Annotated in this window: 23 protein-coding genes and 2 tRNA genes; 13 read left to right on the top strand and 12 right to left on the bottom strand. The window is 53.4% G+C overall.

The window, feature by feature from the left end; translation table 11 throughout:
- Window positions 1–204: 204 nt before the first annotated feature.
- The 5 genes from guaB to TH30_RS17005 all read right to left on the bottom strand — a co-directional run bounded on the left by guaB (window position 205) and on the right by TH30_RS17005 (window position 5,998).
- Window positions 205–1,671, bottom strand: coding sequence for an IMP dehydrogenase (gene guaB, locus TH30_RS17025; RefSeq protein ID WP_114099290.1), 1,467 nt, complete (start codon window positions 1,669–1,671; stop codon window positions 205–207).
- 252 nt (window positions 1,672–1,923) lie between these two features.
- On the bottom strand, window positions 1,924–3,261 hold the full coding sequence (locus TH30_RS17020; RefSeq protein ID WP_181850362.1) for a methyl-accepting chemotaxis protein: 1,338 nt from the start codon (window positions 3,259–3,261) through the stop codon (window positions 1,924–1,926).
- Entirely contained in the window at window positions 3,236–3,760 is a 525-nt protein-coding gene (locus tag TH30_RS17015; protein ID WP_114099288.1) for a PAS domain-containing protein, read from the bottom strand. Before TH30_RS17015 ends, TH30_RS17020 begins: the two co-directional genes overlap by 26 nt.
- Before the next feature lie 177 nt (window positions 3,761–3,937).
- Window positions 3,938–4,744, bottom strand: a complete 807-nt coding sequence (locus tag TH30_RS17010) for an RlmE family RNA methyltransferase (RefSeq protein ID WP_114099287.1) — start codon at window positions 4,742–4,744, stop codon at window positions 3,938–3,940.
- Window positions 4,745–4,807: 63 nt separating this feature from the next.
- Window positions 4,808–5,998, bottom strand: coding sequence for a Ppx/GppA phosphatase family protein (locus TH30_RS17005; protein ID WP_258548769.1), 1,191 nt, complete (start codon window positions 5,996–5,998; stop codon window positions 4,808–4,810).
- 243 nt (window positions 5,999–6,241) lie between these two features.
- Between TH30_RS17005 and TH30_RS17000 the strand changes: the two genes are divergently transcribed.
- The 3 genes from TH30_RS17000 to TH30_RS16990 all read left to right on the top strand — a co-directional run bounded on the left by TH30_RS17000 (window position 6,242) and on the right by TH30_RS16990 (window position 6,979).
- Window positions 6,242–6,315 (top strand) — tRNA-Gln (locus TH30_RS17000).
- A gap of 81 nt (window positions 6,316–6,396) precedes the next feature.
- Window positions 6,397–6,470: transfer RNA gene (locus TH30_RS16995), tRNA-Gln, on the top strand.
- 116 nt (window positions 6,471–6,586) lie between these two features.
- Window positions 6,587–6,979 carry a GFA family protein gene (locus TH30_RS16990; RefSeq protein ID WP_114099286.1) on the top strand — a complete coding sequence of 131 codons (393 nt, stop codon included), beginning with the start codon at window positions 6,587–6,589 and terminating at the stop codon, window positions 6,977–6,979.
- Between the two features lie 12 nt (window positions 6,980–6,991).
- Here the strand turns inward: TH30_RS16990 and TH30_RS16985 are convergent, their stop codons facing one another.
- The 3 genes from TH30_RS16985 to TH30_RS16975 all read right to left on the bottom strand — a co-directional run bounded on the left by TH30_RS16985 (window position 6,992) and on the right by TH30_RS16975 (window position 9,145).
- Window positions 6,992–7,663, bottom strand: a complete 672-nt coding sequence (locus TH30_RS16985; protein ID WP_114099285.1) for a 5-formyltetrahydrofolate cyclo-ligase — start codon at window positions 7,661–7,663, stop codon at window positions 6,992–6,994.
- A gap of 129 nt (window positions 7,664–7,792) precedes the next feature.
- Window positions 7,793–7,999, bottom strand: a complete 207-nt coding sequence (locus tag TH30_RS16980) for a cold-shock protein (RefSeq protein WP_008892097.1) — start codon at window positions 7,997–7,999, stop codon at window positions 7,793–7,795.
- A 360-nt stretch (window positions 8,000–8,359) separates the two neighbouring features.
- Entirely contained in the window at window positions 8,360–9,145 is a 786-nt protein-coding gene (locus TH30_RS16975; RefSeq protein ID WP_147252030.1) for a hypothetical protein, read from the bottom strand.
- A 271-nt stretch (window positions 9,146–9,416) separates the two neighbouring features.
- Here TH30_RS16975 and TH30_RS16970 point away from each other — a divergent pair, with 271 nt between their 5' ends.
- Together TH30_RS16970 and TH30_RS16965 are read left to right on the top strand one after the other, a co-directional pair.
- Complete coding sequence (locus TH30_RS16970; protein ID WP_114099283.1) at window positions 9,417–10,442, top strand: GGDEF domain-containing protein; 1,026 nt, start codon at window positions 9,417–9,419, stop codon at window positions 10,440–10,442.
- A 203-nt stretch (window positions 10,443–10,645) separates the two neighbouring features.
- On the top strand, window positions 10,646–11,680 hold the full coding sequence (locus tag TH30_RS16965) for a hypothetical protein (RefSeq protein WP_114099282.1): 1,035 nt from the start codon (window positions 10,646–10,648) through the stop codon (window positions 11,678–11,680).
- A 103-nt stretch (window positions 11,681–11,783) separates the two neighbouring features.
- Here TH30_RS16965 and TH30_RS16960 read toward each other — a convergent pair whose 3' ends face one another.
- Both TH30_RS16960 and TH30_RS16955 read right to left on the bottom strand, forming a co-directional pair.
- The gene (locus tag TH30_RS16960; protein ID WP_114099281.1) at window positions 11,784–12,107 is read right to left on the bottom strand and encodes a hypothetical protein; all 324 of its coding nucleotides are present in this window, start codon (window positions 12,105–12,107) and stop codon (window positions 11,784–11,786) included.
- Window positions 12,108–12,225: 118 nt separating this feature from the next.
- Window positions 12,226–12,849 (bottom strand): LysE family translocator, encoded by a 624-nt coding sequence (locus TH30_RS16955; RefSeq protein WP_114099280.1) that lies wholly within the window; start codon window positions 12,847–12,849, stop codon window positions 12,226–12,228.
- 627 nt (window positions 12,850–13,476) lie between these two features.
- On the opposite strand from TH30_RS16955, the gene TH30_RS16950 reads away from it, so the two are divergent.
- Entirely contained in the window at window positions 13,477–15,027 is a 1,551-nt protein-coding gene (locus tag TH30_RS16950; protein ID WP_114099279.1) for a 2-isopropylmalate synthase, read from the top strand.
- Window positions 15,028–15,112: 85 nt separating this feature from the next.
- On the opposite strand, the gene TH30_RS16945 is transcribed toward TH30_RS16950, so the two are convergent.
- Window positions 15,113–15,961 (bottom strand): LysR family transcriptional regulator, encoded by an 849-nt coding sequence (locus tag TH30_RS16945; protein WP_114099278.1) that lies wholly within the window; start codon window positions 15,959–15,961, stop codon window positions 15,113–15,115.
- 134 nt (window positions 15,962–16,095) lie between these two features.
- Between TH30_RS16945 and TH30_RS16940 the strand changes: the two genes are divergently transcribed.
- From TH30_RS16940 to rodA, 7 genes are all read left to right on the top strand, one after another.
- The gene (locus TH30_RS16940; RefSeq protein WP_181850359.1) at window positions 16,096–17,025 is read left to right on the top strand and encodes an MBL fold metallo-hydrolase; all 930 of its coding nucleotides are present in this window, start codon (window positions 16,096–16,098) and stop codon (window positions 17,023–17,025) included.
- A 92-nt stretch (window positions 17,026–17,117) separates the two neighbouring features.
- Complete coding sequence (locus TH30_RS16935; protein ID WP_114099276.1) at window positions 17,118–18,032, top strand: alpha/beta hydrolase family protein; 915 nt, start codon at window positions 17,118–17,120, stop codon at window positions 18,030–18,032.
- A gap of 182 nt (window positions 18,033–18,214) precedes the next feature.
- Window positions 18,215–19,255 (top strand): rod shape-determining protein, encoded by a 1,041-nt coding sequence (locus tag TH30_RS16930; protein WP_008892088.1) that lies wholly within the window; start codon window positions 18,215–18,217, stop codon window positions 19,253–19,255.
- Window positions 19,256–19,377: 122 nt separating this feature from the next.
- Window positions 19,378–20,361: a rod shape-determining protein MreC gene (mreC, locus tag TH30_RS16925; RefSeq protein ID WP_114099275.1), complete on the top strand. Its 984-nt coding sequence runs from the start codon at window positions 19,378–19,380 to the stop codon at window positions 20,359–20,361.
- The gene (gene mreD / locus TH30_RS16920) at window positions 20,358–20,873 is read left to right on the top strand and encodes a rod shape-determining protein MreD (protein ID WP_114099274.1); all 516 of its coding nucleotides are present in this window, start codon (window positions 20,358–20,360) and stop codon (window positions 20,871–20,873) included. The genes mreC and mreD overlap by 4 nt, the downstream gene beginning before the upstream one ends.
- 167 nt (window positions 20,874–21,040) lie before the next feature.
- Window positions 21,041–22,957, top strand: coding sequence for a penicillin-binding protein 2 (mrdA, locus tag TH30_RS16915; protein WP_114099273.1), 1,917 nt, complete (start codon window positions 21,041–21,043; stop codon window positions 22,955–22,957).
- A gap of 3 nt (window positions 22,958–22,960) precedes the next feature.
- Window positions 22,961–24,124 (top strand): rod shape-determining protein RodA, encoded by a 1,164-nt coding sequence (rodA, locus tag TH30_RS16910; RefSeq protein WP_114099272.1) that lies wholly within the window; start codon window positions 22,961–22,963, stop codon window positions 24,122–24,124.
- Window positions 24,125–24,137: 13 nt separating this feature from the next.
- Here the strand turns inward: rodA and TH30_RS16905 are convergent, their stop codons facing one another.
- Window positions 24,138–25,589 carry a GGDEF domain-containing protein gene (locus tag TH30_RS16905; RefSeq protein ID WP_114099360.1) on the bottom strand — a complete coding sequence of 484 codons (1,452 nt, stop codon included), beginning with the start codon at window positions 25,587–25,589 and terminating at the stop codon, window positions 24,138–24,140.
- Window positions 25,590–25,616 lie beyond the last annotated feature (27 nt).

The raw sequence follows: 25,616 nt of genomic DNA, 5'->3' as shown, positions 1-25,616 counted from the left end.
TCCAACCTGTTTTGCGGGTGTTACTGCTGCTTCGGATATGGGAAGCGCAAACACGCCTTGCGATAAATACGATAAAAAAGACGATGACGGCAGGAAAGCCTGCCGTCACCCGAATTCTTGCGCCGCTCTTATCATGGCTTGGTCCATTCGCCAACAGCGTCAAACGCAAGGCAGCCAAGCCAATCAAGAAGCGAAGCGTTCCGTCTAGCTGCCCGGACGATAGTTCGGGGCTTCGCGGGTGATGGTCACATCATGGGCGTGGCTTTCGCGCAGGCCCGCATTGGTGATGCGAACAAACTCGGCACGTTCACGGAAATCGGCAAGCGTTGCCGAACCGGTATAACCCATGGACGCCTTAAGACCGCCGACCAGCTGATGAATGATCTGGCCTGCCGGACCTTTGTAAGGAACGCGGCCTTCGATGCCTTCGGGAACCAGTTTCAGGTTATCCTGAACATCCTGCTGGAAGTAACGGTCAGCCGAGCCACGTGCCATCGCACCAACCGACCCCATACCACGATAGGATTTGTACGAACGGCCCTGATACAGGATGACTTCGCCCGGTGCTTCGTCCGTACCGGCCAGAAGCGAGCCAACCATGCAGGTGCTCGCACCCGCTGCCATTGCCTTGGCGATGTCCCCCGAGAACTTGATCCCGCCATCTGCGATAATCGGAATATCAAGGGTATGGGCCATTTCGGCACAATCCATCACAGCCGTAAGCTGCGGAACGCCAACACCGGCAACAATACGGGTGGTGCAAATCGAGCCCGGACCGATACCGACCTTGACGGCATCTGCACCGGCTTCGGCCAATGCCTTTACCGCAGCAGCGGTTGCAACGTTACCTGCAATGATCTGGGTGTCGCCGACTTTTGACTTGATCTGTTCAACCGCCTTGATCACGCCAGCCGAGTGGCCATGGGCAGTATCAATGACCAGAATATCAACACCGGCTTCGACCAGAGCCGTAGCACGTTCAAAGCCTGCTTCGCCAACGCCGGTTGCCGCAGCAACACGCAGGCGACCGCTTTCGTCCTTACAGGCATTCGGGTGCAGCTTGGCTTTCTCGATGTCCTTGACCGTAATCAGGCCGGTGCAACGATAGGCGTCGTCAACAACCAGAAGCTTTTCGATACGGTGCTGATGCAGAAGTTTCTTGGCTTCGGCGGTGTCGACATTCTCGGTTACCGTTACCAGACCTTCGTGGGTCATCAGTTCGGAAACCGGCTGTGCGCGGTTCGAAGCGAAACGAACATCACGGTTGGTCAGAATACCGACCAGTTTGTTCGAACCACGTTCAACAACCGGAATACCGGAAATGTGGTTCACATCCATAAGATCAAGCGCATCTGCCAGCGTCTGGTCCGGGTGGATGGTGATCGGGTTAACAACCATGCCCGATTCGAATTTCTTTACACGGCGAACTTCTTCGGCCTGCTGAGCGATATCGAGGTTCTTGTGAATAACCCCCATGCCGCCATGCTGCGCCATTACAATCGCCATTGCACTTTCGGTTACGGTATCCATAGCCGAGGAAAGCAGCGGGATTTTCAGGTCAATCTTCTTGGTAATGCGGGTATTGGTCTGCACCTGAGCAGGCAGCACTTCGGATGCTGCGGGTTTGATCAAAACGTCGTCAAACGTCAGGGCTTCTACAATGCGGGTCATCTGGCCACCTCGTTAATCTGAGTTGGCGCGGAATTTATACATGTTATGCCCCAAATGCCAAGTTTTCCGCGCCCATAACAGCCCTGTGATTTTATTGATGCTTTATTTTGCGCATTCCGTTAGAAACTGGTCGATGGGACTGCTGTCAGGCTGGTCAGTCACATTGTTCTGATTAAACAATAGCCATCACCCCGAATTTCCAGACATAAAATCCGGTTTCGCCATGCGCACAAGACTTGCGCGGAACCTCAACTATGCCTGCTTGGCGGTTTCTTTCGCACGGTCATCAAGAACCTGGCTGATAAAGTTCCGAACGTCACCATCAAGTGATTCTGCACGCCCTAACAGGCCTGTCGCCTCGTTATGCAGCGTGACCAGAACTTCACGGGAATCATTCGTTCCCGAAGCAACATGTCCGACACTGGTGACAATATCACGCATGCGGCAGACAGCTTGCTCGATACGATTGCTGATCTCGTTCACCGCGTCGGTTTGCTCACGCGTTGCGTTGGCAACAAGGCGCGCACCATCATCGATTTCGTTAATCTTTTCACTGATATCTCGAACAAAGGCCACCGCTTCGCGGGTCATTTCCTGCATCTCGCCGATTTCACGAATGACTTCTTCGGCGGCATGACTGGACTGATTGGCAAGGTTTTTGACCTCGGACGCAACAACCGCAAATCCCTTGCCAGCTTCGCCTGCGCGCGCAGCCTCGATCGTTGCATTCAGCGCCAGAAGGTTCGTTTGTTCGGCAACATCGGTAATCAATTCGACAACGCCGGTTACGCGTGTTGCCAATGCATCAAGACGTTCCATATGTTCGGCGGCTGAACGGGCCCGTTCGACTGCGGTTTCAGACAAGGTCGCCGAACCGTCAATCTGGCTCCCGATTTGCTGGATCGACCCACTGAACTGCTCGGTAGCCGTTGCTATCCCGTCAAGTGCAGCACTGCTTTCTTCGGCCGCCTTTCGCATCTCGGCAGCCTGATCGGCAATTCTGGTGACATTTTGCGACAGGAAGTCTGAATTTGAACTCAGGCTTCGCGCACTGTTGGACAAATCACCAACAACAAGTTTGAGATCATCACCAATCCGCCCTGCACTGCTGCGGAACGTTTTGGTCTGAACATCCATAATCTCGAGTGCGCTATTGACCTTCTCGGCATAGCCGACCAGATCACCGCGCAATCCGCGCGGAACGATCTTGCGGTAATAGTCGCCTCTCGACGCACAGTTCATTGCCGCTGCGGCTTCCTTGGTAAAGGCCTCGGTCAGATCAAGCAGCTGGTTGACCGCATTTTGCATGTTTGCAAGCTTGCCGCGCTTTTGACGATTGGAAATGCGGGCATCCATGTTGCCATCTGCAGCAGCAAGAACGGTATCGCACAATTCATCAAGATAACGCTGCTGGCGATAGATGGTCAGCCCCCCCGACACACAGCAAACCGTCAGCAATCCGCCAAGCACCGGGATCGCATAGGCCATGAGTTCAGGAACTGCGAACACAGACGAAACTGTCAAAAGCCCAAGGCACCAGCACACCGCCAGCACCAATCGCAGGTTAGAGAGTGAAAACAAATTGATCATAATCGATGCCTGCTTCCCCCAAAAGCTTGCCGACCATCGCGGTTCCCCGCGCCATTCCATCTTTGCGATTTCGTTCTTTTGCTTCTTCTTCGCAAAGGGCCGCATATAGCGGAATGACTTTTTCAATTGCATCGCGTCGCGGAACACGACGGTTGGAATGATACCCGATGATTTTGCCCTGCGGCCCGAAGGTCGGCGTCACGTTGGCCAGAACCCAGTAATGGTCGCCGTTCGAGCAACGATTGATGACATAGGCAAAGATCTCGCGCCCGGCCTCGATGGTCTGCCACAACAACGAAAAGACACATCTTGGCATATCGGGATGGCGGATAATGCTGTGGGGCTGACCAAGGATATCTCGTTCGTGATATCCAGCCACCCGCAGAAACACATCATTCGCATAAGTGATCCGACCTTTAAGATCGGTTTTTGACACAATAATTTCGTCTTCGTCGAAATGACGTTCGACGCCGGTCAAGAACAGACTGTCTTGTTTCATCAGACACACCCCACTCTAAGGACCGTCCCCGAACGGCCCCTATTTCCCACAATCATTACGTTGCAGATTTAACTGCAACTATAACCTGTAAAGTCTGCGAGCTGGTTTGATGTAGCGCAAGCGAAAACGATTATTTGATTTTCCCGTTTCAATATCGAATGACGGCAAAATCAGTACCTATTCAACAGGTGACCATCCATCACCTTCGCCAACTTCAGCATTCTTGATATCGTCTTCGGCATTGTTCTGACCACGGAAACCGGTTGCGATCAGATAGGCCTCCGGGCTTTCGGGACGCGATGCCGGTGGCTTGGCATGTTTGGTGACACGGAAGTTCTTTTTCACACGATCAAGAAGATCGTTTTCCGTGCCGCCCTTGAACACCTTGGCAATAAAGATGCCGCCCGGCGCCAGAACTTCTTCGGCAAACAAAAGCGCATGTTCAACCAGATCAATGATCCGGATGTGATCGGTCTGACGATGCCCGGTGGTTTCGGGCGACATGTCGGAAATCACCGCATCAACCGGGCCATCAAGGGCGCGTTTGATCATGTTGGGTGCTTCGGGATCAAGGAAGTCGGCCTGCAAACAGGTCGCCCCCGACAGGCCTTCCCATTCGAGAATATCAAGACCAACAACCTGACCACGCCCCTGTTTGGAGCCGACCATGTCAATGGCGACCTGCGTCCAGCCACCTGGTGCGGCACCAAGGTCAACAATACGCATGCCCGGACGGAGCAAGTCGAACTGGTTGTTGATTTCAATCAGCTTGAAAGCCGCACGCGACCGATAGCCAAGGCGCTTGGCTTCCTGAACGTAAGGATCATTGAGCTGACGATCAAGCCAGCGCGTCGATGACAGTTTCCGTCCCTTGGCACTTTTGACACGTGTACGCAGACCACGCCGCGCACCGGTATCAATGGCTGCAATGGCCGAACCCTTGCGGCGGCGCTGCCCGCCTTTTCCGCTGCGATTTTCGCTCATGATCTTTCCTGAACTGAATTCTGTTTTGGCCAATGACCTGTCGGGACGTTCTCGTCTGACCGATCAGGATGTGGCCGGAATATGCGACACTGTATGACGGCGTGCGTCGCACGGGTCAATAGCATGACCATCCGCACGCATCAAATCGACCAAAATACCTTCGCGCAGGCCCCGATCAGCGACCTTGAGTGTCGCCAAAGGCCAGATATCGCGAATCGCGGCGAAAATCGCAGCGCCCGCATCCATCAATTCTGCACGCTGATTACCGATGCAGGGATGGCCCTTGCGTTTGTCGGCTTCCATCCGGAGCAGAAGCTCGGTCACGCGTTCGGCATCATCAAAGCGCAATTCCGATCCGTCGACCTTGTGACGCTCATAACGTTCAAGACCAAGCGCAATGCCGCAGAACGTCGTTACAGTGCCCGACGTACCGACCATCTGCACCTTGTCGTCATCAAGCATGTCAGTGCAGCAATTGCGCTTGGCAAATTCTTCAAGACGCTGACGGATTTCGGTACGCATGGCCTCAAACCGTTCGCGCCGTTCCTCAACCGAGGCATAGCGTTCGGTCAGGCACAAGACACCGCAAGGCATCGAAAGCGTTTCAATGCACTGGGTCTTCCCCGTGCTATCGACCTTGATCCAGCATATTTCCGTACTGCCACCGCCAATATCAAACACCACGGCATAGGGGCGCTCATCAAGAAGGGCCGAGCAGGCCTGAAGTGCCAGACGGCTTTCTTCATCGGGATTGATGATATCAAGGGTAATGCCGGTTTCGTCCTGAACACGACGGACGAATTCGTCCCGGTTATTGGCCGTGCGGCAGGCCTCGGTCGCAACAGCACGCAACCGTGCGCCCGGATGGCGACGCAATTTCTTGGCACAGACACGCAGCGCATCAATCGCGCGTTCCATCGCCGCTTCGCACAGATATCCCTTTTCGCGCACGCCCTCTCCCAGCCGGACAACGCGTGAAAACGCATCAATCACCTTGAACCCGTCATTACACGGACGCGCAACCAGAAGCCGGCAGTTCGAACTGCCAAGATCAATCGCCGCATAAAGCGGGGCGGTGATGCAATCGACCATGCGCGCAGGTTTGCCGCGCTCGCCGGGCACCTGAACGGCCTGGCCGGGTTTTGGCATTGCGGGTTTCTCGGGCACATCAAGCACCGCATGGTCACCCATGGCAGCGCCGCCTGCGGGGCTTTCTGCCCTGTGCGAGTTGCTATGGGGATCAACCTGCTTCACCTTCTGAGAACCTGCCTTTTGTTATCTGCCTAATCTGTATCGGGGATCATCAAGACATTTATATGACGATCCTGCGAATCAGCTATATGAGTGTAACGACAATCCCCGACAAGGCAAATCCCGTATGCAGTAATCGCATGGTTGAACAAATCGAAACAAAAAAGGGGTTGCCAAAACCGGGCGGGTTTAATACATAGCGCCCCACGCCATGACACATCGCGTGTCGGGTGGACCAAGTTTTCTTGGGGAATAGGTTAATGGTAGACCCGCGGACTCTGACTCCGCTAGTCCTGGTTCGAGTCCAGGTTCCCCAGCCAACTTTGCCGGACGTCGCAATGGCCCGAACATTGCGCATGACATGCGGTCCGGGATATAAATAACGCACAGCAAGATACTGCTGGGGAATAGGTTAATGGTAGACCCGCGGACTCTGACTCCGCTAGTCCTGGTTCGAGTCCAGGTTCCCCAGCCACTCTGCCCTTCCTAGACACATCCCTTGATATCCTGACATTCTCACGCTGGCGTTTGCGCATGAACAGCTGTTCATTGTAAAGCTTGGGGGTTATTGCATTTTTCAGGAGACGGAAGATGGATCGCGTCACAGGCGGCTGCCTTTGCGGCAAGGTTCGGATTGAGGCAACCAGTACCCCCTACCGGGTGGGGTTGTGCCATTGCCTGGATTGCCGCAAGCACCATGGTGCGCTGTTTCATGCCTCTGCCATTTTTCCGCAAAACGCAGTAACCGTCACCGGCAACACCAGTTCATTTGAAGGACGGCATTTTTGTCCGACCTGCGGCTCGTCGATTTACGGCCACAGTGACGACGAGATCGAAATCAATCTGGGTATCTTTGACGCGCCAGACCAGTTTGCCCCGACATATGAACTCTGGACCATCCGGCGTGAAGGATGGCTCCCCTCCTTCCCGCTCAAGCACAGCTACGAAAAAGACCGGCCATCGTCGCGCCGTAACGAGGATTAGGGTGCAGGTAGTCTAGCTGCACAAATGACAGGGCGGTGATGACTGATCAGACTTGCCACCCGCCGGTTCCGCCAGATCTGTTACAAACCGGATGCCTGCATCTGTAATCAGGATGTCGACCGGTATGTCATATTGGTGTGGTTTGATGTCCTCGATGCCGGTCGCCTCGAACCCGATCCCGACCACCAAAGGCTTGCGGGGCATGATCGCAAGAGTGCGGTCAAAAAAACCACCACCATAACCCAACCGGTACCCTGCCCGGTCGAACCCGACCAGTGGCGCCAACAGTACATGAACAGGAACTTCGTCACTGTTTTGCGGTTCGGGAATCCTGGCATATCCCGGTGCCATTTCACTGTCACGCGTCCAGTTATGAAATACCATCGGCTTGTCCTTGCCCGATACCACTGGCAAGGCAGCATTGCCGCCGCTATCAAGATGGCTTTCAATAACCGGGCGCAGATCAATCTCGTTCTGGATTGGCCAGTAGAAGCCGACAGTGGCCTTGGGGCGCTCTAAAAGGAAAGCCTTGAAACTGGATCGTACCAGGTCCGAAAGATGCCGGTGCGTTTCCGCATCCAGTGTCGCGCGCCAATCGAGCAACACCCGCCTGATGGCTTGTCGCCACTCGGACTGGCTTTTTTCATCCTCGGATGACGGTGGGGCGGGAAGATCAAGGCTCATGGACGTTACACACTGTTTTCGGGTTTCTCGGAACGGAAAGCCTACAGCAAAACCCCATAAACGCATAACGCGCCGGGAGCCCGGCGCGTTAACGGTTGTCAGCAAAAAAGCTGCAAGCCAGATAGAAAATTAGAGAATGGCGAGTTCTTCTGCCGACATGCGGCCATTGCGACCTTCAATCAGCTCAAACTGAATCTTCTGCCCTTCATCAAGTCCCTGCAGACCAGCACGCTGAACAGCGGTGATGTGCACGAATGCATCTTTTCCGCCTTCGTCCGGGGTGATGAAGCCATAACCCTTGGTCGCATTGAACCACTTAACCGTTCCGGTAGCCATATCCGTAGTCGTCCTTAGTTTAGTAAGCGCACCCCCGAAGAAGGAGATGCTAGAAAGAGTCCCTGCACCACACCCATAAAGAGCACAATTACTTTCAACTTGAAGGCAACCATGCACATGAAAGATGCACTGCATCGTTTCAACAATTACGCGAATTTCGGGCTTAGTGCAATGGATTCATGTATGAAGTTCGATTTTCGGCATCGGATATTCGCTGTCGATCATGTAATTTCCTATGGTTGAAAATTCAAAACCACTCAACACCCATAGATAAAACCGCGGCAACCGGGAATGTCCATAATGGCTCCAGCCTGCGACACTCGTTTGGAAAAATCTGCCCCATCCATTCCAGGCCCATGATCAATAGGACATGAACTGAAGCAGCAATTGATGACTTCCGGGAAGATTTTCAACACGTTCACGTTCGGTGTCCATGCGCCTGTCAAAGCTCGACAGAAAGCTGCGATTTTCCGGCGTATCATGGCATTGCAATGTCAGCACAACGACATGAACCGGCGGGAATGGCATTTGCTCGATAAGCGGGTCTTCGTCAAACAATCCGGCATGCGCAACAAGTACGTCAATCCTCCCAACCCTGACCAGTTCAGCGCCCTGCCTGATGGTACGTAACCCATACCATTCAATCGGTTGAGCAAAGGGCATTTCGAGCTTTGGCAAGGTTGCAAGATATCCTACCGTAATCACATTGCGATCCAGCAAGCTATCTCCGGTCCGTCCGAATATTACCAGTTCGAACAGAACATCATGTCGGGAAATGATCGTTCCTTCGAGCGCCCGGTATCCTTCGGCGACAATACAATCAAGGTTTCCCTGATTATAAAGGCTCATCATCCGGTCGAACGGCATACCATCATGCCAGTCCATATCTGGCGACGCCACCAGGACATTGTAAAACCGGGCTTGCTGCGAGGACAATGTCGAAAGCCATGTCGGCGTTACATGCACGACATTTCCGACCCTGATATGCGCGCGGTTTGCGCCTGACGGCGCAGGTTCTGACGCCATCGTGGTTGTGATCGAGAACACACCACAAACAATGACCACAATTGTCAAAGCAACAGTGCGGAACGACAAGATCAACACCATGACACCACCATGAAGGTAAACTCCCGACAGGGATAACATGTGGCATTCTATATCTTTCAGTTCAAGAAGCCGTTATCTCGTAATGCCTTAACGGCCTCTTTAAAAATGAATGTCTGATTTTGTCATGATTTGTTCGACGGTTTCACGTGACATTGCCCTACAATTAGATGGATTATGGAACAATGAATCCAGAATGCGTCGAAACGGCGCATGCACGAGCGCAAAAACATCAGATCATAAGATGCAATAAAGACGAACCGGGACACCGAAAATACTGAATGGGAACGACTTTCGGATCGGAATAGATCAAGTGACAGCGACAACCAAGATCGCAAACCCGCGTGATATCGCGCATACTGTCATGGCGCTGATAAATGAACTTAACCTGCAGCCAACGCCACAGGTTTATCACGTGTTTTATAGCTACGTTTCAGATGAAATTCCCGAACTGTGCCAGCTCCTCAAGGTCCTGATCAAAAACACACAGGAACTCGATGAAGAAACCGTTTTTCGGATTTATCACAAATATCTTGGCTCACATGCGATGGAACAGCACATCAATCAGGGTGTCGAAGGTCTGCAGGCCGCCGTCGAACGTGTCGAGGAAGCAGTTCATTCCGTGATGCGGGATACAGAACTGTTCTGTGATGAATTTGACAGCGCATCCCAAAAGCTTTCATCCGATGATATCACCCTTGATGATGCACGCTCTGTCAGCCGCGATCTTTCGGGGACATCTCAAAAGGCACGAGAATGCTATGGATCATTCAATGGCAGTCTTGACGAATATCACAAGGAAGTGCGCCGGGTACGTAACGAACTTGAACTGGTGCGGCGCGATGCCCTGACCGATACACTGACCGGCATTGCCAACCGCAAGAATTTCGACAATTCGCTGCGTGATGCCGTGACCACCACAATGGAAACCGGGGCACCATTATCGTTACTGATGATCGATATCGATCATTTCAAAGAGTTCAATGACAATTTCGGACATCGGGCTGGTGACGGGGTTCTGAAAGCCGTCGCCCGGGTTCTCGTCAGTTCGACCAAAGGGGCGGACACCGTTGCGCGCTATGGCGGCGAGGAATTCGCCGTGATTTTGCCCAATACCACGAAAGAGAATTCTGAAAAGCTGGCAAACAAACTCCGGGAAAACGTCTCGACACAGCGCATTATAAACAAGAAAACAGGCAAGGATTTCGGTAAGTTAACCGTTTCTATTGGCTTGACGTCCTACCAACTAGGGGAGAATATACTTGAGTTTGTTGACCGCGCAGACAAAGCCCTTTATCTCGCGAAACAGGATGGCAGGAACACCTGCGTTCCGCAGTAATTCAGTGGTATAAGGCATCAATGCAGTCGTTTCCGGCGACAAAATCTCTGACACAAGAGAAAACCGGAACGAAGAACAAGCAGGTAGACATCGAGCCAACACACGTGTCCTGACAAGTCGAAATGACAGGTTCGAGCCACTTACAATCGACCCTGTAATGCACAACATAGAAGTGCAAAGGCTTTGCGGGGCGGAGCAACCGAATGAAGACACCTAAGACCGAACGCAAGATCGAGCTTGAACACAAGATCTTCAAAACGTTCGACGAATGCCACTTCCAGAAGTCTGATATCTCAGACGAAGCTCTCTTTGTCCTTAAAATGGCAGAGGGATCTGTCGTTTCATTGCCTTTGCGCGCCATTTGCCGCGAATTCGACATTGACCCTGATTCCAAGGATGGCGACCTCATCAGCCTGATCGACCAGGCCCTGAATTTCGTTAGTGTGTTGCGCCCCGGCGACAATCTGCCACTGGAAGTTCTAACTGGCGAAGCATCATGGGAAGTCGACGAGGAAAATCAGGCAATCGCCTATAACCGTATCACCATGCAGCTCGTGACCTGGATGTCAGGAAGTGAAGAACTCATTACTGACCCGGACGAGCTGATGCAGATCGCCGAAGATCCGAACACCAAGAAAAAGATCAACCAGGCCTTTGACGAGGTTGCCGAGAAACTCGGGTTTGGCAAGGAAAACCGCGAGGAAGTCGTCAATCTTGTCCATCAGGTTGCCGACGAGTTGTCCTATATCGAAACGCTGCGCGTACGGTATCGCAAAATCCTGACGGTCGATCGCAAGATGCAGGAACTTCGCCGCATCTATGCCCATGAAAAAGGCGTTCTTGAGACCGTCACGCAGGCCATCCGGCTGCTGGATGACGCCAAAAGGAAGTTCGAAAACACCTTTGACGAGCTTGATGCCAATACCGGTGAAATCATGTCGGTTCTGCGTAACTTCACGTCACAGCGCCAATATATCCGTAGCAAGCGAGACGATCTTTACAAGCGCCTGCGCGCCTGGCAACCGCTGATTATTCAGTGGGAAGAACTTGAACTTGAACGTGGCCCGCAGGCGGTGCGCCTGGTCAAGGATACATACCAGTTCCTTGCACCACGCTTCATGAAGGTCAAGGAATGGCTGCTGATCACCAAGATGCAGGACGGCGTGTCGGAACAACACAGCTTCAAAAATGAAGATGAACGCATGGGCGCGCTCAAAGGCAAAATGATGCAGTGGTAAACACCACCCTCATCCTGCCCGGCGAATGTATAAAAGGCGCGAACTTACCGTTCGCGCCTTTTATCCTTGAAGCATGTCGCAGGAATACCGGGAAAACTTCGGATCAGTCACCACTCATGGTGATTTTCAACGCCACATGATCGTCAATCACCGTGATTGATTTTGCGGACTGCGCGGGCACCGGGACTTTCCGATCAATACAATAGGCAATCATCGCCGCAGCAAGTTCCGCCCCCGATGTCGGCACAATGGTCTTTCCACCCTCGTCCGAGGTAATCGTCATGCGGGCGATAACGTCCTTTGATCTTTGAATTTCAAAACTGCTGATATGCCCGGCTGGCAATGCTTTGCCAGTCCTTCGACCATGCGCCAAAAGTGCCTTGATCAATTCGCCATCTTCAAAAACGATACAGCGTATCTCGCGCATAGCCAAATATCCCACAACAGTTGTTTGATTACATATGATTACACTGCATCCAAAAAACAAACTTCAACTTTGTCTTATGGATGCCAGTCAATATCTGAGACCAAACAGGAAGCTGTTCTCAACTGCTCGCAAGCCAGACACCGACCCCGATCATCAGGGTACCGGCGACCCGGTTCAAGACCCGGACATTGCCGCTTTTTTCAAGGAAACGACGTAAGGAGCGGCCGCCAGTTGCATAAAGCGTCATGCAAATCAGTTCGGTCACCAGAATGATCGCGACCAGAACCGAAAGCTGCGGGGCAATGGCATGCTGCAGGCTGATGAAGGGAGGCAACAGAGAAATCATGAACGCCCAACCCTTCGGATTGGCAATTGCCGTAACAAAGCCCTGCGTGATCAGACTGCCTGCCGTTGCGGTTTTCGCCCCTTCGACTTCGGCCGAAAGGGCCATGCGCCCGCGTGAACGCCACATCTGGATACCAAGCCAGGCCAGATAGGCCCCGCCAACATACTTGAAGACAGCAAATACCGCCGGATATTGCAACATCACGGTGGCAACCCCCAGTGCGGATGCCACGACAACAATGCCAACGCCGACCAGTTCACCTGCCATCATCCAAAGCGTACGGCGCAATCCGATGGTCATGCCAAGTGTTAACGCAAGGGTCATGCACATACCCGGCGTGATTGACACAAAAAATGCCGTCGGGATAAAGGCCCCGATCAAGGACAGACTGACCATGAATAGTTCCTGTGGCTGCAGTGGTGCGCGATTCTGATGGTCATTCTGTGGGGCACGACCAGATCAGGACAAAACCACTACCCGATATCCGAAATTCCGACCAGCATCTTTTTGGTATAGCGGAAATACCAACATATGCGCGCGCAGCGATCATCGAAAACCGGCATCAGCACCTTGAAAACAGGCCGATATCGTAGCTGTTTTCGGCACCCTCGCTAAATTCCACCCTAAAAAGACACGAAAAGGTACAAAAATTACTTGACCCGAACCGGTCGTCCGACGAAATTGGGGCATCGCCAGCGATGACTGGCACCAAAGCCAATTGATGAAGACCGATGACCGCAGACATTTGCAACATTGATGCATATGCCGACCGCGCCGAAGCAAAAGCTTTCGGTGGCGTTGTGCTGTCTGCCCTAAACCTTCTACTCGGTCTTATTGGTCTCGCAGCCCTAGGCTCGCTACGACTTACTCGCCCCTGAGCGAAACATGACGGCCCGGATCACAGGACATATAGTCGATCCATTTGCCGCAGCTCAGGGGAATAAAGTCGCGCCAGACGGCCCGCACTCCTTCCAGACAGAATTTATATACCGGGCAATGCCCGTTTGATCAGGAAACAAGACAATGGCTAGTGCAAACGACAATCGCGTCATCATTTTCGACACCACCCTGCGTGACGGGGAACAATCCCCGGGTGCATCGATGACGCTTGATGAGAAGCTGCGCGTTGCGCACGCTCTGGCAGAATTGAAGGTCGATGTTATCGAAGCGGGCTTTGCCATTGCATCAAATGGTGATTTCCAGTCCGTCAACGAAATTGCCAAACAGGTCAAAGGCCCGACCATCTGTTCGTTGGCCCGTGCAGCCAAAGGCGACATTGAACGTGCTGCCGAAGCACTGGAACCAGCCGAAAACAAACGCATCCACACTTTCATCTCCACCAGCCCGCTGCATATGAAATACAAATTGCAGATGGAACCGGAACGCGTTCTGGAAAAAGTCATTGAAAGTGTCACGCTGGCACGCAAATTCACCGATGACGTCGAATGGTCGGCAGAAGACGGTTCGCGCACCGAACATGACTTCCTGTGCCGCTGTGTCGAAGCTGCCATTGATGCAGGCGCAACCACGATCAACATCCCGGATACTGTTGGCTACACCACACCGACCGAATATGCCGATCTGATGACCATGCTGTTTAACCGCGTGCCGAACATCGACAAGGCAATCCTGTCGGTTCATTGCCATAACGATTTGGGCATGGCTGTTGCCAACTCTATCTCGGCAGTCAATGCCGGTGCCCGTCAGATTGAATGCACCATCAACGGCCTGGGCGAACGTGCCGGCAATGCCGCACTCGAAGAAATTGTGATGGCAATCAATACCCGCAATGATGCCTTCCCCTTCACCACGGGCATCGACACCACCAAGATCATGAATGCATCGCGTCTGGTTTCGGCCGTGTCGGGCTTTGTGGTTCAGCCGAACAAGGCGATTGTTGGTGCCAATGCCTTCGCCCACGAAAGCGGCATCCATCAGGACGGTTTCCTGAAAAACTCCGAGACCTATGAAATCATGAAGCCGGAAACCATTGGCCTGAACAAATCAAGCCTGGTTATGGGCAAGCATTCCGGTCGCCATGCCTTCCGCGAGAAGCTCAAGGAATTGGGCTTTGCCGATCTGGGGGACAATGCGATTGAAGACGCTTTTGCCCGCTTCAAGGATCTGGCCGACAAAAAGAAAGAAGTCTATGACGACGATATCGTTGCACTGGTCGATGACGGCATGCGCGATAACGAACATATCAAGTTTGTTGGTCTGACGGTTACCTGTGGCTCCAAGGGTCCGCAGACAGCCGAACTGGAACTGAGCGTTGATGGCGAAGTTCGCTCCGCCAAAACCACCGGCGACGGGCCCATTGATGCGACTTTCAATGCAATCAAGGCAATCTATCCGCATGACTGGCGTCTGAAACTCTATCAGGTGCATGCTGTGACCGAGGGCACCGATGCCCAGGGCACCGTAACGGTCAAGCTTGATGGCGAGGACCGCACGGTGGTTGGCAATGCATCGGATACCGATACCGTTGTCGCATCCTGCATGGCCTATGTGACCGCCGTAAACAAACTGATCGAGAAAAGCAAAAAAACCGCCCCTGATGCCATGGCATCCTGATCAGGTTTCTTGAACTTCTTAATGTAAAGGGGCGGCCTTCGGGTCGCCCTTTTTAATTGACTGTGCCGTGCGCGATCCAAATGACCTATTTGAACTGGTCAACCAGATGATCGATAAACAATCGCACACGTTTGGGAAGCTGGCGGCGGCTTGGCATCACGATATAAAGGGCAAGAGCCTCCAGCTCGACCGGGCATGTGATCTGAACCAACTTACCCTTGGCAACATCATCCGCACAGCCACTGATGGGCAGGATTGCCGCAAGCGCGCCCTTGGCGGCAAGACTGCGCGCCAGTTCAAAATTCCCGGTACGAATTGGCGGCTCGGACAATTCAAGCCCCGGATCACTTACCGATTGCAGGACATTGGCATGATCCAGAATGGGCAAGGCGGGCGTTGTCCCCTTTGACCACATATCGTCCGGAAACGTTCCCGGACGGGCAAAAAGCCCCATCGGTTCAAACCGCAGGCGCCGCGCAATCAAGCCATCGCGGCCCGGATGACGCCCGCGCAAGGCAATGTCATAGTTCTCGCCCACCAGATCAACAGTCTGGTCACTGACATTGACCACAAATCTGACATCCGGGTAATTGGCGCGAAATGATGTGATCTGCTCAGCCAAAAGCATTTTGGGATAATCGACCGGCACCGAGATCCGGATTTGTCCGGATGGCACTGCATATTGGGACAGATCCGCCTCGCCTTCCTGCAACAGGGCAACGGCCGCACGGCAATGATCAAGATAGCGTTGCCCGTCATCGGTCAAGGACACCTGTCGCGTGGTTCGATGCAACAGGCGCACGGCAAGATGCTCCTCCAATGCTGCGACGCGCGCCGTCACCGTAGAACGCGGGACCGATAACCGGCGCGCCGCAGCGGCAAAGCTGCCTGCGTCTGCAACCTCGATGAATGTCTGGATTTGTGAAAAGTTCATCGCGATATTTCACCTCAACCGCGATCCATTGTCCATTTTTTTCAGTTTATTCATCCAACATTATCCGTCTTTATTGGATGAACACTTCATTTGTAAGGTGCCGCATCATTTGTTTCGATCCAAAGAGGTGCCTGATGAAAAGACGTGACTTCATGTTATCCGGCCTTGGTGGCCTTGGCGGCATTGCCGCAGCGGCAACGATTGCCCACACAGCGGGGGCCAACACCCCGTCACGGGCACCAGCCGCCCCACGCCTTGCAATTTCCTGGCTGGGTGGTGCAACCATGCTGATCAAGTTTGACGACTTTACGATCCTGACCGACCCGACCTTTGGCGAGGGTAAGGAAGCCTATTTCATGCCCGATCCGAATGCGATGTTCGACCTGAAAACCGGACCCACGCCACGTTTTCATGCCCGGAACACACCATTCCCCGGCGTTGATGTTTCGTCCATCGACTTGATGATGCTCAGTCACCTGCACGAGGACCATTTCGATCAGAAAGCCGAGGCAACGATCCCCAAAACACTTTCTACCATCTTGCCGCCGGCGGACGCAGACAAGCTGGGCACCAAGGGATTTACCAACCAGATCCCCCTTGATTGGGGCGTCAGCAAAACGATCGCGACCGACAATGGAAAGATCAGTATCAGGGCGATCCCTGCCCATCATTCAGCCAATCCGCAAGTCAGTGCCATGCTTGGCAAGGGAAACGGCTATTGGCTGCGGTTTGAATCCGGCAACTGGAAAAAAGACGTCTACTGGACCGGCGATACATTCGCCACAGAGGAAGTGCTTGCGAGCATTCGCCGCATTGGACAGCCCGATATTCTGATCCCGCATATGGGTGCGGTTGGCGCCACCGGCCCGCTTGGCCTGATCAGCATGGGCGCAAAGGAGGTTCTTGAACTGGCAGGCCTGCTGGGGAACCCGAACGTTCTTCCGATCCATCATTCAACCTTCCCGCTTTACCTTGAGCCGGCTTCACATCTGATTGCGCAAGCGGACGTCGCGCATGACCGAATTGATCTGATCGCCGAGGGCAGCACCATCGAATATATCTAACCCTTGGTCGAACACCCACACCCCTTTCGTGTAAATAGCCCCCAACCACCCGATGTGGTAGGATTACGGATATTTGCGAAAGGGGTTTGACCATGACCGGACCAAACACGCCTGACCGTACCGCAACGATTTTCCTTATTGTTGGTATGATGCTGTGCCTGACCTTTGGCATTGTGTTGATCCCGGCACACTCGGCTGCACAAACGCCTGCGGCAGTGTCGGTTACGATCCCGTCCCTTCCCTATCCGCTAAGCGGTCTGCGCAAGCGCCTGATTGATCAGGGCAAAGCGGTCCCCGATGTCGATGTCACCCTGCAATCCAGCATTCCGGCGCAATATTACGGCCCATCCGAAGACATGCCGGGTTCTGCAAACAAACACGCTGCAATCGTTGCTCTTCCCGATTGCGACGACCACTTTCCGCTAGACTGGATAACAACTTTGCAAACGGCGGGGATCAGTGTTCTTCTGATCTCGCCGGGGCAAGCCCATCCGGCACAGGATTATTGTGGTGGGGGACAGCTTCAAAACCCCAAACACGGTTTGTCATTCTGGGCGTTTGATGCGCTCAGTGCGCTTGACTATCTTGCCAGCCAAAAAGATATCGACCCGGATCGCATTGCCGTTTTCGGTTATGGCTACGGTGCGGGTGCGGCACAACTCGCAATCTATCGCGATGGCCATGCCAAACATTACACCAACCGGTTTCGCACGCTGATCGGGTTGCGTCCGCAATGCATGTCGGAAATGAACAATTTCGTCCCCAGTCTTTTGATCGGGGTCAGAAACGATCCGTTCAATCCACCTTCCTGGTGTAAATGGCGGATGGATCGCGACCTGACAGATGACCGGGCGCCGGTGCGCTTCGAGATGGTCGAAAGCGGCGAAATAATTGAAAAACAAGCGACTCGCAAAGAGCTGAAAATAGAAACAGGGTCTCCAACAATCGCACTTGTGACCAATTTCCTTGCTGAAACCGGATTTACAGAAAAACAGCGACAAAATTGAATTAATCCGCCAAGACCATATTCCTGATCATGTTTTTCCACCCTTATTTCAGGAAAATTACGCGCCTTAATTATTCCTCAATCCCCTGCGCAGATTATTCGTGCATCGGCTTGTTCCTTGCGCTATCAAAGCCGGTACATTCGTATTCAAGATTTTACTATTAACCGGGGCATAGGGCAGGAATGTTTTCCAAGCTTCTTGGGGTTTTATCCTCCGACATGGCGGTGGATCTGGGCACCGCGAACACACTGGTTTACGTTAAAGGACGCGGCATCGTCCTGAACGAACCATCCGTGGTGGCCATTACCGACGAAAAAGGCAAAAAACAGGTCCTTGCAGTTGGTGAAGAAGCCAAGCAAATGCTCGGTCGTACCCCGGGGTACATTCAGGCGATCCGCCCGTTGCGTGACGGTGTTATTGCGGAATTCCACATCGCCGAAGAGATGATCAAGCACTTCATCCGCAAGGTCCATAACCGTCGCAACTTCGCGAGCCCGGAAGTCATTATCTGCGTACCTTCCGGTTCGACCGCAGTTGAACGCCGCGCCATTCAGGAAAGCGCTGAAAGCGCTGGCGCGCGCAAGGTCTGGTTGATTGACGAACCGATGGCAGCTGCCATTGGCGCGGGTCTTCCCGTCACCGAGCCGACCGGCTCGATGGTTGTTGATATTGGCGGCGGCACCACCGAGGTCGCTGTTCTGTCGCTGGGCGGTATCGTCTATGCACGTTCGGTCCGCGTTGGCGGCGACAAGATGGACGAGGCGATCATCGCCTATATCCGTCGCACCCATAACCTTCTGGTCGGCGAAAGCACCGCCGAACGTATCAAGAAGGAAATCGGTTCGGCCTGTGCTCCTGATGATGGTGATGGTGCAACGGTTGAAATCCGTGGCCGTGACCTGATGAATGGTGTTCCTAAAGAACTTCTGATCTCTGAACGCCAGATCGCAGAAAGCCTTGCAGAACCGGTCTCAGCCATTATCGAGGCTGTAAAGGTCGCCCTTGAGCAGACCCCGCCGGAACTGGCAGCAGATATCGTCGACAAGGGCATTGTCCTGACCGGCGGTGGTGCAATGCTTGGCAATCTTGACTATGTCCTGCGTCACGCAACCGGTCTTCCGGTTTCGATCGCAGACGATCCTCTTTCCTGTGTTGCGCTCGGTACCGGTCGCGCACTCGAAGAGAAAAAGATGCTTCGCAACGTTCTGCACACTGCATACTAAAATTTGACGATAAAAGTCATCACCGGGTCGTATCCACACTGGACGCGACTCGGTGATTTCGTTATGGTTGAATATCCCGTTCGGGATTTGAGACGACCTTTTGGGAAATTGCGGGGAATACATTGGCACAGCATGGCGGTCCGCAGCAGCGAATCTTTTCGCCGTTACGCACGGCGCTTCACCGCTTCGCTTTTATATTGCTGATCTTTACGGCTTTCGGACTGATGCTTCTGGGCAAGGCTGATACAGTTCTGATCGAACGTATCCGTGCCGCATCTGCCGATCTTGTATCCCCGGTCATGAATGTCATTTCCCGTCCTGCGGCCAGCATCAATGAACTGACCGACAAGATTTACAATCTTGCCCATCTTTACGAAGAAAACGAACGCCTGCGCCGAGAAAACCAGCAGCTGCTGGCCTGGCAGCAGGCAGCGCGCAATCTGTCGCATGAAAATGTTCGTCTTCGTGAACTTGCGCGTTACACCAATCCGCCTGCCCTGCATCTGGTCACCTCGCGGGTGATTGCTGACATGGGTGGCGCTTATGCGCACAGTGTTATGATATCAGCCGGATCGCGTGATGGCGTTGCCAAGGGGCAAGCCGTTATTTCTGATGAAGGGCTGGTTGGCCGCGTTGCAGAGGCCGGTTATCAGGCATCGCGTGTTCTTCTGATCACGGACATCAACTCGCGCGTACCGGTCATTGTTGAAAACTCGCGTGATCGCGCATTCCTGTCGGGTGACAACACCAACCGTCCGCTTCTGACTTTCCTGACCGCGGATGCGGCTGTCGCACCTGGGGATCGCATTCTGACATCGGGTCATGGTGGCGCCTTCCCGCCGGGTATCCCGATTGGCGTTGTCTCATCGGTTTCGGAAAATGCAGTGCGCGTCGCCCCATTGTTCCGCCGTCATCAGCTGGAATATCTGCGCGTTGCCGATTACGGCCTTCAGGGCATTCTGAGCGAAAAACGCATCCGCGAAAGCCAGTCTCCGGTCAACCATAACGATACCCAGCTCTCACCTGACATTCCCATGGGTGTTGGGGTGGTACCGGAAAATGCGCCTGCAACATCGAACGCTCCTTCAAACGGGGCGACCCCGTGAAACCCGGCGTCTGGCATCGACTGGACGTTGTCGCGCGTGGCCTTTTTCCAGCTTTCAGCGTTTTCGTCCTTTTACTGATCAACCTGCTTCCTGTCAGTGTTCCGTTGCTGGCAACCGCGTCACCGGCCCTCGCCCTGATGGCCGTATTCTACTGGTCGGTGAACAGACCTGATCTTTTGACAGCCGTTGCCGCCTTCCTGCTTGGCCTGCTTCAGGATCTTTTGATGGGGCTGCCGCTTGGTGTCAGTTCACTTGTCCTGCTTTTGGTACAGACCGGATCGGCCAGTCAGGGACGTTTTTTCCATAACAAGCCATTTAGTGTGATGTGGTGGGGTTTTGCCCTCGTGGCGATCCCGGCATTTCTGGTGCAATGGCTTCTAAGCTCAGCACTGATCGAGGCCTTTTTGCCCATAAAGGCAACCATAATCAGTTATGTCCTGACGGCAGTTCTGTTTCCCATTGTTGCCTGGGCGCTGGCCCGTGCACAAAACAGCCTTCTGCGCTATGTGTAGGACAGCAGGCTAGCTTTGAAACCCTGTGCAAAATTGATGTTTTGGCAACGCCTATCGGATATGCTTGAACAAGATGGTTTCCAAGTTCTGCCAACCGGGATAAAACGGGCAGAAATCTGCAGTTTCTAACTGTAACGACGCGTCTAAAAGACAGGTATTCTTCGCCCATGTGGCATCGCGACTCAGACAGATTCAGAATGTTCACCCGACGCGCCCTTATGCTCGGTGCTGGCAAGGGTGTTTTGCTGACCGGTCTGGCTGCAAGGATGTATTACCTGCAGGTGCTTGAAAGCGACCGCTACCGCACGCTGGCCGATGAAAACCGTATCTCGCATCGATTATTGCCACCACCGCGCGGATTGGTCACCGACCGATTTGGTGAACCGCTTGCGATCAATCGTCAGAACTATCACATCATGATCGTGCGCGAACAAACACCCGACGTGCGTCGCACACTTGAAATCCTTGACCAGATTATCGAACTTGGCCCTGACACGATTGAACGTGTTGAACGGGATGTTGCACGTCGCCGTTCCTTTGTACCTGTCACAGTGCGTGACAATCTGACATGGGATGAAGTCGCGCGTGTCGGGGTAAATGCCCCTGACCTGCCCGGTCTGATCATTGATGCCGGACGGTCGCGCGATTATCCCGAAGGACCGCATCTGGCCCATACGCTGGGTTATGTTGCCGCTGTATCGGAAAAGGAACTGACTGGCGATCCGTTGCTGGAACTGCCGGGCTTTACCATCGGCAAAAGTGGCGTTGAAAAGGTCTACGATCTTGCACTGCGCGGGACAGCTGGCACCAGCCAGGTCGAGGTTAACGCACTTGGCCGTGTGATCCGCGAACTTGAACGCGAAGAAGGCGATAGTGGCAACACGGTTGTCATGACGCTTGATCTCGAATTGCAACGCTACGCCAATCAGCGTCTTTCGGATCAGGAAAGTGCATCGGCCGTCGTCATGGATATCCATAATGGCGAGGTTCTCGCCCTGGCATCGCACCCGACATATGATCCGAACGCCTTTACCAACGGTATTTCGCACAAACTCTGGAACAGTCTGGTCAATAACCCCTATGCGCCGCTGTCAAACAAGGCGGTGAACGGGACCTATGCACCGGGGTCGACCTTCAAGATGTGTGTCGCACTTGCAGGGCTTGAAGCCGGGATCATTTCACCGAACCAGAAGTTCTTCTGTAACGGGTATCTTGATCTGGGCAATGCCCGTTTCCATTGCTGGAAACGCGGTGGCCACGGCTGGATGAACATGCATGACTCGCTCAAGCATTCCTGCGATGTCTATTACTATGAAATATCGCAGAAAATCGGTATCGACCGGATTGCTGCCATGGCTCACAAGCTTGGTCTGGGCGAAGAGACCGGCATTGATCTGCCGAATGAACGAAGCGGCCTGATCCCGACCAAGGACTGGAAAGAAATCCAGCTTGGCAAGCGCTGGCAGGGCGGTGAAACCCTGATTGCCTCGATTGGTCAGGGCTATGTTCTGGCTACGCCACTGCAGCTCTGCACCATGACCGCGCGATTGGCATCGGGCAAGGCCGTCAAACCGCATCTGACACGTGATCACGTGACACCTGATGGTGTATCCAGTCGCGAAGCCGAAGAATTCCCCGAACTTCAGGTCAGCCGCGCCAACCTTGCGCGTATTCGCGACAGCATGAACGGCGTGACCAACGAGATACGCGGCACAGGTTATGGTGCGCGCATCAAGACCGAGGGTATGGAAATGGCGGGCAAAAGTGGCACCAGCCAGGTCCGCCGTATTACGATGCGTGAACGTCAGACGACCGGTGTTCTGGGCAATGATGAATTGCCATGGAAATATCGCGACCATGCATTGTTTGTTGCCTTCGCACCGGTTGATAACCCGCGCTATGCCTGTAGTGTCGTGGTGGAGCATGGTGGCGGTGGTTCGGGTGTTGCCGGACCAATTGTTCGTGACCTTTTGCAAAAGGCACAGGAACTTCAATCTGCGCGTCAGGGTATCTCGGCTGCCAACCTGCCCAACAGTGCGCAATTGCGGCCACGCACAGCCCAAAACAACGAGAATGAGGGCTGATCCATGGCCATGAGCAAATATCGCATTGGTGAAGATCCCGATTACGTTCCGATTGGACGCCGTCTTCTATTGTTGAACTGGACGCTGGTTCTGTTGATTGCCGCCCTGTCCGGGATCGGCTTTGCCATGCTTTATTCCGCTGCCAACGGATCGCTCCAGCCTTGGGCCGAACGTCAGATGATGCGCTTTGCTGTAGGCGCAGTTCTGATGATTGTCATTGCGGTCACCGATATTCGGGTTTGGCTGAAACTTGCGTATTTCTCTTACTTTGTGGCGCTTGTGCTTTTGGTTGGTGTCGAAATCAAGGGCGATATCGGCATGGGCGCACAGCGCTGGATCAATCTTGGTTTCTTCCAGCTGCAACCGTCAGAACTTATGAAAATCTCGCTGGTGCTTGCTCTGGCCCGCTATTTCCATGGGCTGACGGTCGAGGATACCGGGCGTATCACACTCCTGATCCCGCCTCTTTTGATGGTTCTGGCACCAGCGGCACTTGTTCTGCGCCAGCCGGATCTGGGAACGGCCTTGCTGCTGATCGCCGGTGGAGGTGTTATTTTCTGGCTGGCCGGAGTTCGCATGTGGAAATTTGCGCTTATTCTGGGCAGTGCCCTTGCCGCAATTCCGATTGGCTGGCAGTTTCTGCGCGATTATCAGAAGAACCGCGTTCTGACCTTCCTTAACCCCGAAAATGATCCGCTGGGCGCCGGCTATCACATTACCCAGTCAAAGATCGCATTAGGTTCCGGGGGATTATTTGGCAAAGGTTTCATGCTGGGTTCGCAAAGTCATCTGAATTTCCTGCCTGAAAAGCAGACCGACTTTATCTTTACCATGCTGGGCGAGGAATTCGGGCTGGTTGGCGGGCTTGCCCTGCTTGCACTTTATGCGCTTGTCATTACCTATGGCTATATCATTGCCCTTCGCTGCCGGAACCAGTTCGGACGACTGGTCGCGATCGGGGTGACATCGACCTTCTTCCTCTATGTCTTTATCAATATCGCAATGGTAATGGGCCTGATACCGGTTGTCGGCGTTCCGCTGCCGCTTGTGTCCTATGGTGGCACGGTGATGATGACCATTCTGGTCAGTTTTGGTCTGTTGATGAGTGTATCAATTCACCGCGATATCCGCATTTCCCGTCAGGGGAATGACGACGGGCGCAACTGATATCAACCGGCAGTCAGGCCTCCGAATAGTCCGGGATTTGCCTGAAGTCGCATTGTTTACAGCGATTTCGGCCATTTTCCTTGGCCTCATAAAGCGCGCGATCAGCCAGAGAATACATAACACTGGAAATATCGCTGTTTTCCCAGTCCTTGAGGCTTTGGATATACCCGCGGATATCTGCATCAAACAATTTCAAGCTTTGGGTGGACGGCAATCCGGCTACACCAAAACTCGCGGTAAATGAAACAACATTTCCCCCGAACGACACCGATGCATTTTCAAAGGCCACGCGCAGTCGCTCTGCCAGTTTAAGTGCCCCAGCAATTTCTTCCCCCGGAAGCAAGACAGCGAACTCCTCGCCACCCATACGCGCAGGAAGATCAATCTCGCGCACGGTTGCCCGCATGATCCTGGATAACTCAACCAGAACCGCGTCGCCGGTCTGATGGCCATAGGTATCGTTAATGGACTTGAAACGGTCAATATCAAGCAGGATGATTGATACTGGTGTATCGCGACGACGCCATGTTGAAACAGCTTCTTCAAAACGGGCAAGATATGATCGCCGGTTGGGCAAGCTTGTAAGTGAGTCGGTTGATGCCTGCACTTCAAGCTTTTGCATGGCCTCTTTCAGCTCGTCGGTGCGTTCAGCAACCCTGGCTTCAAGATTGACATTGGCATCCATCAACTCATCGCGCGCCTTGCGCAACTGACCAATCTGTCTCCGGATGACGCCAAAAAGTCCTACCGTCACAGATCCCAATAACTGAATTTCGTCGTCATACCTGTGATATGGCGGCATTTCCAAGGGCCGCGTGTCATCTGACGGGTCGGACCGGACCAGATAGTTCGCCAACTGCACCAACGGGCGCGATAAAATATAATAGCTCAGCGCGGCAAACATGAAGGCCATCACGACAGCAAGCACCATTGTTGTCAGAAATGACCATGACAACCTTGACATAAAGGCGCTTGTAAAAACCTGGGGATTGTAAACGACAACCATTTCGCCAACAGTGGCTGCGGGCCTTTGTTCGGGGTCTCGAACCGGCACAATAACGGTTTGAATGCCACCATACATTCTATCCCCCCACAGGCTGGTCGGAATTTCACCGGCAGGGCGCTCTCTGTCAAAAAAGATACCGTGTTCGGCATTGAGCAAGGTGACCCGCTGAATGGAACGCTGGTTCATCATGCCGCGTGCCATCACGTCCGCGAGTTCTCTGTCACGCCGAAGAAGCGACTGAACAGCCACAGGCACGTTGGACGACGTAACCCTTTGATTGCTTTGGTGGTAAATTTCCGCAAGCCATTGATAATCGTGATAACCGCGTAGCACAACGATTATCAAACCGAGCCCAAGGGCGAGAAGCATCGAATATTTAAGCTGACGGGCAGCAATTGTACTCCCCAGCTTCAAACCGGCCAGCATATCGTTATGCGTTTCGTCCAACTTCTTTGGCAAGCCAGCTTCCCTCATTCGCTTAAGGTC

Origin of the sequence: Thalassospira profundimaris (genome assembly GCF_003326795.1) — a bacterium.
GTDB classification, from domain to species: Bacteria; Pseudomonadota; Alphaproteobacteria; order Rhodospirillales; family Thalassospiraceae; genus Thalassospira; species Thalassospira profundimaris_C.
This window is presented reverse-complemented; position numbering and strand designations above follow the sequence as displayed.